Here is a 13589-nt window from a genome sequence, read left to right as displayed (position 1 = left end):
CTTACGAAGGCGAGTGTCATACCCCAGCGTAGGCCGATTCTACGGTGGATGTCTACGCTGTAGAATTACGGAGTTGACACCACTCGGGACGGCCTGCTCGACCAGCTTGTCAGTGGGCGCTCAGATAGGTGGTCCAGCCGCCGTGCTCGGTGATGTCGAGGGCGGTGGCCGTCGCATTGTGGGTGGCGGTGAAGCCGACCACGGTGCGGCCGTCGGCCAGGTCGATGGCGGTCAAGGCCATCGGGGCGGGCAGGGCGGCCAGGAAGCGGCCGAGGGCGGCGGGGGAGAGCCGATACAGTTCGCCCGAGATCGGGGCTCCCGCACCGGGCTCGGTGCGGACCAGGCCCGGCTTGGGCGGGGTGGTGTCCATGGCGGTGAGGCGGTAGGCGTCGGTGGTGTGAATCGCGCCCGCGAAGCGCGCGCCGAGGTCCTCGAGTTGCCAGTGCAACGACTGGCCGCGTAGGTGCGCGCCGAACACGGCCAGATCCACGCCGGAAGACACGAACAGCGGTGCGGGCCCGGCATTGTGGAGGCGGGCCGCGATGTCCACGGCGACCTGGTCCGCGAACCCTGGCACCACGACCATCACCCCGAAGGGGGCGCCCTCCGCCGTCGGCGCGCCGGGCACGGCGACGGCCGCCATATCGAGCAGGTTGCAGAAATTGGTGTAGGTCCCGAGCCGCCGATTGGTCGCGACCGGGTCGGCGGCGACCTCCTCGAGCGAGGGATGGTCGGTGGTGGTGGGCAGCAACAGCGCATCGAAGGGTTCCAACAGCACCAGTGCGGCGGCGCGGGCGCGGGCCAGGGTGTCGAGGTCCGCCGCGAAGGCCGGGCCACCGGTCGCGGCCGCCGCGGCGATGATGGCCGTCACCGTCGGGTCCGCGCCGGCGGGCCGGGTGTCGAGGAAAGCACCAACGGCGGCATGACGTTCCGCGACGATCGCGCCGTCGTAGAGCAGCCCGGCGGCCTCGAGCAGCACGGTGATGTCGACGGCCTCGACCTTGCAACCGGCGGCGACCGCGGCGGCCACCGTCCGATCGAAGGCCGCGCGGTACTCGGGACTCGCGTCGGTCAGGTTCATCGGATCGGGGATCGCCAGCCGCGGCTGCCGGGGCGCGGCCAACCGGACATCGGCGGGCCAGCCGCGGCTGCGCGGATCACGGCCTTCCGGACCGGCCATGATCGCGGCGGCCGCGACGGCGAGATCCAGGTCGGCGGCGAAGACGGTGACCGCGTCGTAGTCCGCGCACGCCGGTACGACACCGTCGGCGGGAATGATGCCGAGCGTGGCCTTGAGGCCGACGATGCCCTGGAAGGCGGCAGGCACGCGCCCGGATCCCGCGGTGTCGGTGCCGATTCCGAGATCGGTGAGCCCCAGCGCCACCGCGACCGCCGATCCCGAACTCGAACCGCCGGAGATCAGTCGCGGATCGTGGGCATTGCGGACCGCTCCATAAGGGCTGCGGGTGCCGACCAGTCCGGTGGCGAACTGATCCATGTTGGTCTTGCCGAGCACGATCGCCCCGGCGGTGATCAGCCGCTGCACCGCGGTGGCGGATTCGACCGGCGGGTAAGCGAATTCGGGGCAGGCGGCGGTGGTCGGCAGTCCCGCGACATCGATATTGTCCTTGACCGCGACGAGCAGCCCGGCCAGCGGCAACTCCGCTCCCGCGGCGAGCCGCTGTTCGAGCAGCACCGCCTCGGCGCGGACCTGCGCCGGATCGCGCAGGGTGATCCAGACTTCGGGCCGATCGGTCGCGGCGATCCGGGTGTAGGCGTCCTCGACGCGAGCGGTCGGGGTGAGGCGTGCGGCGGGCACGGACGGCTGGGTGCTCATTCAGTCGACTCCGATCACGGCTAGGGGTGTTCCGGGTTGCACCTGGCTGCCGGGTGCGGCGAGAACGCGCAGCACCGTGCCGGTGGCCGGACTGACAACGGGCAGTTCGAGTTTCATCGCCTCGAGGACCGCCACCGGTTCACCGGCGCTCAGGCGTGCGCCGGGGGTGACCTCGACGCGCCACACATTGCCCACCATGGGCGCCGTCACGACGGTGGCGCCCGGTGGCAGGTCGGCGAGCTGGTCGTCGCGGGCAGGCGGGGCGGGGGCCGGGGCGGGTGCGCGGTCGAATTCCCCGGCAGCGTGCCAGGCGCGTTTCTCGGCCTCGAACGCCGCCAGTTGGCGCGTCTCGAACGCCGCGATATCGGCGGCATTGTCCCGCAACAACTTCAGATGATCGGCGAGCGCGAAGCTGCCCTCACCGACCTCGATGTCCAAGCGCCCGGCACGGGCGGCGGCACGGTACTCGAGCAGCTGCTCGGCCGAAACCGGCTCCCACACAATGCGATCGAAGAAGCGGAACAGCCACGGGGTGCCGTCCTGGAACGGCGGGCTCTGCCGGTAGCCGGCCCAGATCGGGACGGTGCGGCCGATGAGCTGGTAGCCGCCGGGCGATTCCATCCCGTACACGCACAGGTACTTGCCGCCGATCCCGACCGCGTCCGAGGGTGTCCAGGTGCGGGCCGGATTGTATTTGGTGGTGACCAGCCGGTGCCGGGGATCCAGCGGAACTGCCAGGGGCGCACCGAGATACACGTCGCCGAGACCCAGGACGAGATATTCGGCTTCGAAGACCGTGCGCCGCACCGCGTCGATATCGTCGAGACCATTGACGCGGCGGATGAATTCGACATTGGACGGCAGCCAGGGCGCGGTATCGCGAATCCCGTTGCGGTAGCGGTCGATCGCCTCGGCGATCGAGGGATCGTCGAACGACAGCGGCAGCCGGATCGTGCGCGAGGGCACCACCAGATCGGCGGTGGCGGGCAACTGCTCCTCCAGCTCGCCCAGCAGGCCCAGCAGCCGCGACTGCGACAGTGCCTGGGGGTCGAAATGGATGTGCAGCGAGCGCACGCCCGGGGTGATGTCGAGGATCCCGCGCGGCGCGGCCGTGGCCAGCGCACCCGCCAGCGCGTGCACCCGCATGCGCAGGCCCAGATCCAGCACCATCTCGCCGTATTCGACGAGGATATTGTCGTCGCCGCCGCGCAGGTAGGACACCGCCGGGCGATCCGGGTCCGCGGCACGGTGACCGAGCACGCCTCGATCCCGCAGTGCCGCGGCCTCATCGGGAAGCAGCGCGCTCGCCGGGGCGCGGCGCAAAGCCGTGGCGGTGTCGTCACCGACGGGCCGGAAGCGCAGCCGGTCACCGGGACGCAGCTGGCCGAGTTTCCAGCGGTGGGCCGAGACGACCGTGAGCGGGCAGGCGAACCCGCCGAGACTGGGGCCGTCGGGGCCGAGCAGGATCGGGGTGTCGCCGGAGACGTTCACAGCGCCGACGCTGTAGGGGTTGTCGTGCAGGTTGGACGGATGCAGTCCGGCGTCACCGCCGTCGGGGCGCGACCACTCCGGCTTGGGGCCCTCCAGCCGGATCCCGGTCCGATTCGCGTGACTGCCTACGCGCCAGGTCTTCTCGTAGAACTGCGTCATATCGGCGTCGGTGAAGTAGGCCGGAGCGGTCTGGGGTCCCTCGCCGACGGCCAGCTGCCATTCATGGGTGAACAGCGGACGCCGTTCCAGGGGGACGGCCGCGGCCGCCCGCAGGGCATGGGTTTCCGGCGGCGCGACCGCCAGCACGTCACCGTCGATGACCGCGCTGCCCGTCACCCCACCGAACCCGCCGAGCGCGAACGTGCTCGAACTGCCGTGATAGAGCGGGGCATCGAGGCCACCGCGGACGGCCAGATAGGTGCGCAGGCCCGCATCGGACGGCGCGCCGATATCGAGGACGGCGCCCGCGTCGACCGCGACGGGCTCCCACATCGGCACGGGAGTGTCGTCCACGGTCACCACGGCGGGTGCGCCGCTCACGCACACCACGGCCGGACCGGAGAACCGCAGCCGTGGACCCTGCAGGGTGCACTCCAAACCCGGTGCGCCGGAAGGATTGCCGACCGCGATATTGGCCAGCGTGAACGACAGATCGTCCATCGGGCCCGAGGGCGGAATTCCCACCTCCCACAGGCCGATTCGCCCCGGATGGTCCTGGACGGTGGTCATGGTGCCCGCCCGCAGCACATCGATACGGCGACTCGCCCAGTCGATTCCGGCGAGACTGCTCGTGACGTGCGCGGCCGTGCGCACCACCGGCGCGGCCGCGGCCGCCCGCAGTTGCGGCAGGTTGGTCTGCACCCCGTACACGCGGGTGGCGGCGAGCGCGTCGGTCAGCCGATCGAAGGCCGCCTCGCGGTCGTCCGCGTGCGTGATGACCTTGGCCAGTAGCGGATCGTAGTACGGGCTCACCTCGGTACCGGTGCTCACCCAGGTGTCCACGCGTGCGTTATCGGGAAACTCTGCGTGGGTGATCAATCCGGCGCTGGGCCGGTAATCGTTGCCGGGATCCTCGGCGTACACGCGCGCCTCGACCGCCCAGCCCCGGATCTCGGGCCCGTCGTCGGCGACGCCGTCCAGCACCGTGGTGTCGCCGCCGGCCAGGCGCAGCATCCACGCCACCAGATCGACTCCGGTGACCGCCTCGGTCACCGGATGTTCCACCTGCAGACGGGTATTCATCTCCAGGAACGAGGCCGCACCCCGCTCGGTGTCGTAGACGAATTCGACCGTGCCCGCGGACCGGTAGTCCACCGACCGCGCCAAAGCCCGTGAGCTGCTCAGCAATTGCGTCACGACGGCATCGGGCAGGTCCGGTGCGGGCGCTTCCTCGAGCACCTTCTGATTGCGCCGCTGCAGCGAACAGTCGCGGGTGCCCAGGCTCACCACCCGTCCGCGGCCATCGCCGAAGACCTGCACCTCCACATGCCGGGCGCGGGTCACGAACCGTTCCAGGAACACGCCCGCCGAGGCGAAATTGGCGGCGGCGAGCCGCTGAACCCGGTCGTAGGCGACACGGACCTCGTCGGCGGTGCCGCAGGCCTGCATGCCGATTCCGCCGCCGCCACCGACGGCCTTGAGCATCACCGGATAGCCGACGCGCTCGGCCTCGGCGACGGCGTGCTCGAGCGAATCGAGGATGCCGCTGCCGGGGATCAGTGGCACGCCGACCGCCCGGGCCGCCTCACGGGCCGTGTGCTTGTCGCCGAACACGCGCAGCTGCTCGGGCGTCGGTCCGACGAACCGCAGCCCGGCCGCCTCGACCGCGGTCGCGAAATCGGCGTTCTCCGAAAGGAATCCATATCCGGGATGGATGGCACCCGCCCCGCAGGTGAGCGCGGCCTCGAGCACCCGGTCGGTGCGCAGGTACGACTGCGACGCCGGTCCCGGCCCCAGCGCGACGGCCGCGTCGGCCATCCGGACGTGCGGTGCACCGAGATCCGCCTCCGAATACACCCCGACCGTCTTCAGCCCCAATATCTTCGCGCTCCGCATGATGCGGCAGGCGATCTCACCCCGGTTCGCTATCAACAGGGTGTCGAAGTCCGAGCTCACCGGCTACTCCTGCACGTCGGCGAGGGTCATCGCGATCATGGCGCGCGTGACGCGATCGACGACCACGTCCAGCGATTCGCCGATATGCCGGCGCAACAGGTCGTGGGCGAGCTGAAGATCCTGCGCCAGAACGGCATCCAGGATCGCGAGATGCTCGGCAATGGTCACCTCGACCCGGTTGTTGACCATGAAGTCGAACATCCGAACGTGCCGGATGCGCGCGTTCACCGCGACCAGGGCCCGCACCAGCTCCCGATTGCCCGAGGCGGTCAGCAGGGCGACGTGGAATTGTTCGTCCACCACCACGAATCCCGGCTCCTGCGCGGGCGGATCGACCCGCAGCGCCAGCCACCGCTCCCGTTCCTGCCGCAGCGCGTCCAGATCGTGGCGGACCGCCGGATTGTCGATCGCACGCTGAATACCGCCGAGCTCGAGGGTGATTCGCAGTTCGTACAGGTCTCGCACCAGCGGGATGCTCGGCCGCACCGGCGTGAATCCGATCTCGTCGCGCTGCAGCAGACCGTCGGACCAGAGCATCGCCAGGGCTTCCCGCGCCGGTGTGCGCGAAATACCGAACCGCGCCGAAACCTTCGGCTCGGTCAGCCGCTGCCCGAACTTGATCCGCCCGTTCATGAGCTCGTCGCGCAACGCGGAGTACACCACGTCCCGCAGATGACCACTCACGCCTTCGGTCTGTGTATCCACTGGGGTCGACATGCCGGTATACGGTATGAAGCGGCCATTTCCCTTGTGTCACTGCACGTTACCGTCAGGTAAGAGGGAACTCACCGCCGGTTCGACCGCACGGCGGCGGGTCAGGAACTCGGCAGCAGCGCCGAAACCAGGGCCGCCGTGACGAACTGCTCTGTCTCCGAACCGGTCCAGCCGCGGTCGATCATGAGTGAGCGATAGACGTCGTAGGTGGTCAGGGCGTACATTATGTCGGCAGCGCGCTCGGGTGTCAGACCGGGTTTGAGTGCGTCCGCGGCGGCGAGCCGCGGGGTGATGTGGCGGGGGCCGTCATAGCGGCCCTGCTCCGCCGCGGTCAGGAAGGCACTCACCTCGGCATCGACCGCGGCGGTGACCCGCATGATGTCCAGCAGCCCGAGATAGCGCTCCGAGACCGTGCGCATGTGCGCCGCGTAGAGCGCCAGTTGCCGCGCGGGATCGGGTTCGGCGAACAGTTCGCGCACCCAGGCCCGCTCCGGCGGCGGGGTCGAGGCCTCCTCGTCCGGACCGGCGACCAGTACCGCCGCGGTCTCGGCGAGCACGCCGACCTTGGTGCCGAACGCCTGGTAGATGGTCTGCACATGCACCCCGGCGGCATCCGCGATCGCCTGCAGAGTCGTTGCGGCATAGCCGCGTTCGGCGAACAGCAGGGCGGCTGCCTCGGCAATGCGGCGACGCGTCGCCAGGCGGCGGCCACCGCCTCGGGGTGCGGTTGACATGCTCACCATCGTAACTATAGTTCACTATATAGTTTGCTATACCAAGGGAGGGTTGGTGGCATGCGCATTCTCATCGCGACGACGCCCATGGAAGGGGTGTTCGCCCCCGTCGCCCCGCTGGCCGCAGCACTGCAGGCGTCGGGACATCAGGTGCTGGTCGCCACGGCACCGCAGCTCACCGCCCGGGTCCGCGCGGCCGGACTGCCCGCGGCGGAGGCCGGGCCGGACGCACCGGACGCCGCGGCCGAAGCGGTGACACTGCCGGAATTCGGGGCGGGAATCCAGCCCTGGCGCATCGGGGCGGTGATGTTCGCCAAGGTCATGGCCCCGCGAAAACTGGCCGATCTCACCGCGATCGCCGAACGCTTCCGGCCCGACCTGGTGCTGCACGCACCGGTCGATCTGGCCGCACCGATCCTGGCCGCCGAACGCGGCATCCCGTCGATCACCTACGGCACCGGCCTCATGCTCGAACCCGAACTGGTCGCGGCCATGGCGGAATGGGTGGCGCCGCTGTGGCATTCGGCGGGTCTGGAAGCCGACGAGCACGCCGGGCTGTATCGGCACGGCTACCTGGACCCGGTCCCGGCGAGCCTGCAACCCGATCTCGGTGTGGCGGCGGCGATCACGCAGCCGATCCGCCCCGCCGTCTCCGGCCGTCCCGTGGATGAACTGCCGGAATCGCTTCGCCGCCTGGGCGATCGGCCGGTGGTGTACGTCTCGCTGGGGACCGTTCCGATCTTCAACCAGCCGGCTGCGTTCGGCCCGCTACTGGCCGGGCTGGCGGACTCGGGAGCGGATGCCGTGGTGACGGTCGGCGCCGGTACCGACCCGGCCGAACTTGGACCGGTGCCGTCCAATGTGTTTGTGACACAGTGGCTCTCGCTGTCGGCCGTGCTTCCCAGATGCGATGCCGTGCTGTGTCACGCCGGCGCGGGGACCACCCTCGCGGCGCTGTCGTACGGGCTACCGCTGGTGCTCTCGCCGCGCGGTGCCGACCAGTTCCCGACCGCCGCGGCCTGCCGGGCGGCGGGTGCGGCGCAGGTGCTGGCCCCGGATGCGGTCTCCCCGCACGCCGTGCACGCCGCCATCCGCGCCGTGCTGACCGACGAGTCCTATCGGAACTCCGCCGCCCGCCTGCGTGTCGAGATCGCCGCCCGCCCGTCCCCGGAATCCGCCGCGCAATCCCTGCTCGACGGATTCGCCGTCGGGGCTTGATCGTCAAGTCGGTTGCCGGTCGGGTTTACCCCGTATGCTGCTCGAACTGGTCGGGGAGTTCGAGGGAGGATCGACGTGAGCGAACAGTTTCCGGCTTATCCGGGGCCGTACAACTATGAGCCGTTCGGAGCCGGGGCGGGATATCCGGGCGGGCCGGTACCGGGTCGGCCGCCGCGACCGCAGACCGTCGACTACGCGTTTTATCTGATGCTGGCGGGGGCGGCGATGACACTCGTCGCTTTGCTGTACGGCCTTACCCAGATTTCACGGATGCGGGAGAAAGCAGTCGAGGCGTCCCACGCCAATCTGACCGACAGTCAGATCGACATGATCGTCACGGTCACCATCATCACCACCATCGTGTTCTCGGTGATCTCCATCGGCCTCTGGATCTGGATGGCGTTCATGAATCGTGCGGGCCGGAACTGGGCTCGCATCACCGGAACCGTATTTTTCGGTTTGTACACACTGAGCGAGCTGTTCTCGGTCATCGCCGCCAAGGCCGGCGCGATATCGAATGTGATCAGCATCGTGACCTGGCTGGTGGCGCTCGCCGCCGTAATCCTGTTGTGGATCAAACAATCCAGCGCTTATTTCCGCCCCGCGCCGGCGCCTTTTTACCCGCCCTACCCGCACGGCTAATATCCACCCTCATGTCTGAACAGCAGGAAACCCGTCAACTGTCGAACCGATGGCAGGAACGCTTCGCGTTCTACGATGCCTACGGGCTACCGAATTCCTCACCGGCGGGCCGCGCCGCGTTCAAGGCGCTCTCGTTCGGGCAGCGATTCGCGCTGAATTCGAACTTTCTCGCCTTCCTCTTCGGGCCGTTCTATTTCCTCGTCAAGGGCATGTGGCGCAAGGGTTTGACGCTGCTGGGCGTGAGCCTGGCCATCGGGGCGGTGACCGTCGTGCTGAACCTGCCCGACCGGCTCTCCACGGGGATCGGCTTCGCGATCGGCGCGCTCGCCATGACCACCGCGAATTACGCCTACTACCTGCACGTCGTCAAGGGCAGCCAGTCCTGGAACCTTTTCGAAGGCTTCGGACGCGCTTCGCGGTGATCCCCGGCCGGGTCAGGCACGGGCGGTGACGAGCCAGCAGGCGGCGGTGAAGACCGCTTCGGCGTCACGGAAGTAGGGGGTGAAGGCGGGGAGGATGGTCTCGATGACCTTGGTACGGGTGGGGGAGCCGGCGGCCGCGAGGGCCAGGCCGACGGGACCGAGGCGGGAGATATAGGGGGTCAGATCCGCCTCGGGCATGACGCACTCGACATCGATCGGGGTGAGGGCGACGTCCGTCCAGCCGCTCTCGGACAGGATCGCGGTGGTGTGTCCGGGGTTGGCGAGGCCGAATTGGCCGGGGGTGTCGGGGATTCGGGCGGGCAGATCGAGCAGGGGAGCAGCCGCCCGTTCGGCGGCGGTGAAGAAGGGGTTCTCCTCGGGGGTCCGCCAGACGATGCACGCGAGGGTGCCGCCCGGGCGGGCCGCGCGGCGGAGATTGATGAACGCGGCCACCGGGTCGGGGAAGAACATCACGCCGAAGCGGGACACGATCAGATCGTGGGTGGCGGCGAAGGGATAGGTCTGGGCGTCGGCCTCGATGAAACTCACCGGGAGAGAGTCGATTTCGGGGTCGGCGAGGGCGGCGGTGATCATCGGTTCGGAGATGTCGATGCCGGTGCAGCGGGCATTCAGGGCGCGGGCCACCGCGAAAGTGGTGCTGCCGGTGCCGCATCCGACATCGAGCACGGTGTGGGCGTCGACGGCGCGGGCCGCGGTCACCAGGATGTCCTCGAAGGGGCGGAGGACCCGGGTGACGATGTCCTGGAGGTCGACCCAGGCATTGCCGGAGGTGCCGTTCCAGCGGGCGGACTGATCATTGTCGAGTGGTGTCGTCATGGCGCTGTCCTCGATCGGTTGGACGGGCGGAGAGCTACACTGTCTCAATTCAAGCCGACTTGAGGTCAAGGGTCGAACCACATCATGAGCAGCCTGGATATCGCCGAAGTCGTGCGCCGATCCGGTGTTCCCGCCTCGACGCTGCGCTACTACGAGGAGCGCGGTCTCATCGTGTCGACCGGCCGGCGCGGGCTGCGGCGGCAATTCGACGAATCGGTGCTCGAGCAACTGGCCCTGATCGCGCTCGGCCGGACCGCCGGATTCGCACTCGACGACATCGTGCGCCTGTTCGGTCCACAGGGCGAGCTACAGGTCGACCGCGGTCTGCTGCTCGGCAAGGCCGACGAATTGGACCGCACCATCAAGGAATTGAGTGCGGTGCGCGACGGCCTGCGGCACGCCGCCGCGTGCCCCGCCCCGAATCACGGTGACTGCCCGAGCTTCCGGCACCTGCTGCGCGAGGTCATGACGGGCCGGATCGCCGCCCTCGAAGCCCTGATCCCCTGACGATCCGCGGCCGTCACACCGTCTTGTAGCCCGGGTGCACGCCCGGGATCAGACCCTGGTCGGCGGCGACGCGCACCAGCAGGTCCGAGAGTTGCTTATGCTCCTCCGGCGTCAACGACCGGCACAGGTACGCCTCGGCTTCGCGTGCCACAGCACCCAATTGGCCGAGCATCGTGCGGCCCTCAGCGGTCAGGTACAGCGCGTGCTGCCGCCGGTCCTCGGGATTGCGTTTGCGTTCGATGAGCCCGCGCTCCTCGAGCTTGTCGGCGAATTGGACGAAGCGACTCGGCGGCATGCCGAGTTCGTCGGCGAGCTCGCGCTGGCTGCGGCCGGGCTGGGCGATGAGCAGCCGGAGCAGTCCGGCCTGGGCGGGGGTGAGGTCGAGGGCGGCCGTGCGCTCGGCGAATCGGTTGGCGGCGTAGGCCCCGACCTGGGCCAACAGGAACCCGACGGCGGTCAGGGCGCGCTGCGGCGCGAACTCGTCTTTCCCATCCATGGGGGCAATGATAGCAGCGACGAAATAATAGACGCTTGACAATCGTTACAGATTGTAATCATTATTGGGGCAGTACGGTTCGCCCCGAGATTGAGGAACCCGCGATGAGCACCACCGCCACTCGCACCACCCCCGCCACCCGCACCGACCTCACCGTTCTGGCCCCCGCTGCCGCGTTCGCGGCGCTGTCCATCGCCTACGTCGCCGCCAATGCGCGCACCCCGCACCCGGATGCCAGCGGGGTCGACGTCCTCGCCTACACCACCGCGCACACCGGGCTCATCGACACCGGCGCCCTGCTGCTGATGCTGTCGGCCGCACCGCTGGTCATCCTCACCGGACTGATCCAGCGGTTGCTGAGCGGGCCGTCGATCCTCACCATCGGCGGTGCGCTCGCCGCGGGCGGACTCACCTTCAGCGCCTTGTTCTCCTGGACCGGCGCGCGGTTGAACGCTTCCGCCGCACCGGATCTGGCGCGCACCATCGCCGACCTGGGCTACATGTCCGGCGGTCCGGCCTTCGCCGCCGGCTTCGGGCTGCTGATCGTCGGCATCGTGATTCCCGCACTGCTGCAACGGAAACTGCCGATCTGGCTGATCGGGATCGGGCTGGCCATCGCCCTGGCGGCCGCGCTGTCCACCTTCGCGCTGGTCGCCTCCGGGTTCGGGTATCTGCTGCCGGTGGTCCGTTTCGGCGGGCTGCTGTGGCTGGTCGCCGTCGCCGTCATCCTGTCCCGTCGCTGAATTCACCGCTCTACCCATCGCATCGCTCGCTCAACCGCATCGAAAGGTTCACCGCCATGCTCAGCACCTACTCCGACCTCGAAGGCAAGACCGCCGTCATCACCGGGGGCTCCCGCGGAATCGGGGCCGAGACCGCCCGACTGCTCGCCGCCCAGGGGGCGCGGGTGTGTGTGGTCGGCCGCGACAAGGAGGCGCTCGACAGCGTCGTCGCCGAGATCACTGCGGCGGGCGGCATCGCGATCGGCGCGGTCGCCGACGTCACCTCCTCCGCCGCGCTCGCCGATGTCGCGACCCTGGTGGAGAGCGAATTCGGCCGGGTCGACATCCTCGGCGCGTTCGCCGGTGGAATGGGTTATCCCACACCGGTCTCCGAGCTCTCCGAACAGTTCTGGCGGCGCGTACTGGACTCGGACCTGACCTCGACCTTCCTCACCGTGCAAGCCTTCCTGCCGATGCTGCTGGCCCAGGGCTCGGGCAGCATCATCACCATGACGTCGTCGGCGGGCCGTCAGCCCAGCCAGGCGAATATCGCGTACGGGGTGGCCAAGGCCGGGGTCGTCATGCTGACCCGTCACCTCGCCACCGAACTCGGCCCGCAGGGGATCCGGGTGAACGCCATCGCGCCGTCCTCGATCCTGACCGAGAAGGTCGCCACCAACATGCCCGAAGCCGTCCAGCAGCAGGTGGCGGCCATGCATCCGCTGCGGCGGCTGGGCGTGACCGACGATGTCGCGCAGACCGCGCTGTTCCTGGCCTCGGACGCGTCCGGGTATCTGAGCGGCATCACCATCGATGTGGCGGGCGGGCGGATCACCAACTGACGCCGCGATATCCGTACAGCGGTGGCCCGGACGGGTCACCGCTTTCCGGTGTCGGTAACTTTCGGCGAGCCCACCCCGTCATATGTGTATGAGCACCGAGGACTCCGCATGAGCACCGAGGATCGGCAGCAGCCCGACGACCGCTTCGCCGCGGCCTGGCGGCGGCAGCGCGCGTACGTGGTGGACCTGGCCTTCCGGCTGCTCGGCGATATCGGGGCCGCCGAGGACGCCGCGCAAGAGGCGTTCACCCGGCTGGCCCGCACCCGGCCCGGCGAGGTCACCGACGAACGCGCCTGGCTGACCGTGGTGACCAGCCGGATCTGCCTGGACGAATTGCGCAGCGCGCGTTCCCGACGCGAACGGGCCGACGATCCGGAACGGCTGGAATCCGCCGCACCCGTCGCCACGGCCCTGCCCGTCGATCCGGTCGACCGCATCACCCTCGACGAGGAGGTGCAGCTGGCGCTGTATCGGATGCTGCAGCGGCTCGGCCCCGCCGAGCGGGTGGTGCTGATCCTGCACGATGTGTTCGCGATGCCGTTCGAGCTGGTGGCCGATACGGTCGGGCGGCCGGTCGGCACCTGCCGGCAGCTGGCCCGGCGAGCCCGGATCAAGATGACCGAGGCCCGACGGCCCGACGGCCCGGTGGCGCCGGCCGAACACCGGGCGGTGACCGAACGATTCATTGCCGCCTGTGCCGGTGGGGATCTGGCGGAACTGCTGGTGGTGCTCGATCCCGAGGTCTGGGGTCTGGCCACCTTCCGGCCCGATTCGCCGATCGTGGCGCCGATCAGCCGGGGGCCGGAAGTGGTGGCCGCCAATATGATCGCCTTCTTCGGGCCGGGGACCACCCTGGTGACGCATTCGGCATTCGGGCGGCCCGCGCTGCTCGCCTTCCGCGACCGGGAGCTGTTCGGGGTGCTGGTGCTGACCGTGTCCGACGATCGGATCGTGAGCATCGAGGCGACGGTGGATCGGTAACTTTCCGGGCGGCCGTCTCGTCCTTGATGGC

13 protein-coding genes are annotated in these 13589 nt (G+C 69.2%); 7 read left to right on the top strand and 6 right to left on the bottom strand.

The genetic code is table 11. The features are described from left to right. Positions 1–109 precede the first annotated feature (109 nt). The 4 genes from atzF to ACFXHA_RS16930 all read right to left on the bottom strand — a co-directional run bounded on the left by atzF (position 110) and on the right by ACFXHA_RS16930 (position 6891). Positions 110–1837 (bottom strand): allophanate hydrolase, encoded by a 1728-nt coding sequence (gene atzF / locus ACFXHA_RS16945; protein ID WP_379357573.1) that lies wholly within the window; start codon positions 1835–1837, stop codon positions 110–112. Continuing rightward, positions 1838–5443 (bottom strand): urea carboxylase, encoded by a 3606-nt coding sequence (gene uca / locus ACFXHA_RS16940; protein ID WP_379357571.1) that lies wholly within the window; start codon positions 5441–5443, stop codon positions 1838–1840. A gap of 3 nt (positions 5444–5446) precedes the next feature. Continuing rightward, a complete protein-coding gene (locus ACFXHA_RS16935) occupies positions 5447–6160 on the bottom strand; it encodes a GntR family transcriptional regulator (RefSeq protein WP_379357569.1) in 714 nt (237 codons plus the stop codon). Positions 6161–6258: 98 nt separating this feature from the next. Next, positions 6259–6891, bottom strand: a complete 633-nt coding sequence (locus tag ACFXHA_RS16930) for a TetR/AcrR family transcriptional regulator (protein WP_379357567.1) — start codon at positions 6889–6891, stop codon at positions 6259–6261. A 60-nt stretch (positions 6892–6951) separates the two neighbouring features. On the opposite strand from ACFXHA_RS16930, the gene ACFXHA_RS16925 reads away from it, so the two are divergent. The 3 genes from ACFXHA_RS16925 to ACFXHA_RS16915 all read left to right on the top strand — a co-directional run bounded on the left by ACFXHA_RS16925 (position 6952) and on the right by ACFXHA_RS16915 (position 9173). Next, positions 6952–8109, top strand: coding sequence for a glycosyltransferase (locus tag ACFXHA_RS16925; RefSeq protein WP_379357565.1), 1158 nt, complete (start codon positions 6952–6954; stop codon positions 8107–8109). 75 nt (positions 8110–8184) lie between these two features. After that, positions 8185–8751, top strand: a complete 567-nt coding sequence (locus ACFXHA_RS16920) for a hypothetical protein (RefSeq protein ID WP_379357564.1) — start codon at positions 8185–8187, stop codon at positions 8749–8751. An 11-nt stretch (positions 8752–8762) separates the two neighbouring features. Then, the gene (locus tag ACFXHA_RS16915; protein ID WP_379357562.1) at positions 8763–9173 is read left to right on the top strand and encodes a DUF2628 domain-containing protein; all 411 of its coding nucleotides are present in this window, start codon (positions 8763–8765) and stop codon (positions 9171–9173) included. 12 nt (positions 9174–9185) lie between these two features. Here ACFXHA_RS16915 and ACFXHA_RS16910 read toward each other — a convergent pair whose 3' ends face one another. Then, positions 9186–10010, bottom strand: a complete 825-nt coding sequence (locus ACFXHA_RS16910; RefSeq protein ID WP_379357561.1) for a class I SAM-dependent methyltransferase — start codon at positions 10008–10010, stop codon at positions 9186–9188. Between the two features lie 84 nt (positions 10011–10094). On the opposite strand from ACFXHA_RS16910, the gene ACFXHA_RS16905 reads away from it, so the two are divergent. Beyond that, entirely contained in the window at positions 10095–10517 is a 423-nt protein-coding gene (locus ACFXHA_RS16905) for a helix-turn-helix domain-containing protein (protein WP_379357559.1), read from the top strand. 13 nt (positions 10518–10530) lie between these two features. On the opposite strand, the gene ACFXHA_RS16900 is transcribed toward ACFXHA_RS16905, so the two are convergent. Beyond that, entirely contained in the window at positions 10531–11013 is a 483-nt protein-coding gene (locus tag ACFXHA_RS16900; protein WP_379357557.1) for a MarR family winged helix-turn-helix transcriptional regulator, read from the bottom strand. 104 nt (positions 11014–11117) lie between these two features. Here ACFXHA_RS16900 and ACFXHA_RS16895 point away from each other — a divergent pair, with 104 nt between their 5' ends. The 3 genes from ACFXHA_RS16895 (at position 11118) to sigI (ending at position 13558) form a co-directional block, all read left to right on the top strand. After that, positions 11118–11756: a DUF4386 domain-containing protein gene (locus ACFXHA_RS16895; protein WP_379357555.1), complete on the top strand. Its 639-nt coding sequence runs from the start codon at positions 11118–11120 to the stop codon at positions 11754–11756. Positions 11757–11812: 56 nt separating this feature from the next. Further along, complete coding sequence (locus ACFXHA_RS16890) at positions 11813–12577, top strand: SDR family NAD(P)-dependent oxidoreductase (protein WP_379357553.1); 765 nt, start codon at positions 11813–11815, stop codon at positions 12575–12577. 108 nt (positions 12578–12685) lie between these two features. Beyond that, entirely contained in the window at positions 12686–13558 is an 873-nt protein-coding gene (gene sigI / locus ACFXHA_RS16885) for an RNA polymerase sigma factor SigI (protein WP_379357551.1), read from the top strand. Positions 13559–13589 lie beyond the last annotated feature (31 nt).

It is taken from the genome of Nocardia sp. NPDC059240 (assembly GCF_042753865.1).
Lineage (GTDB): Bacteria > Actinomycetota > Actinomycetes > Mycobacteriales > Mycobacteriaceae > Nocardia.
The sequence above is the reverse complement of the archived record's forward strand: the minus strand, read 5'-3'. Positions and strand labels throughout refer to the sequence as shown.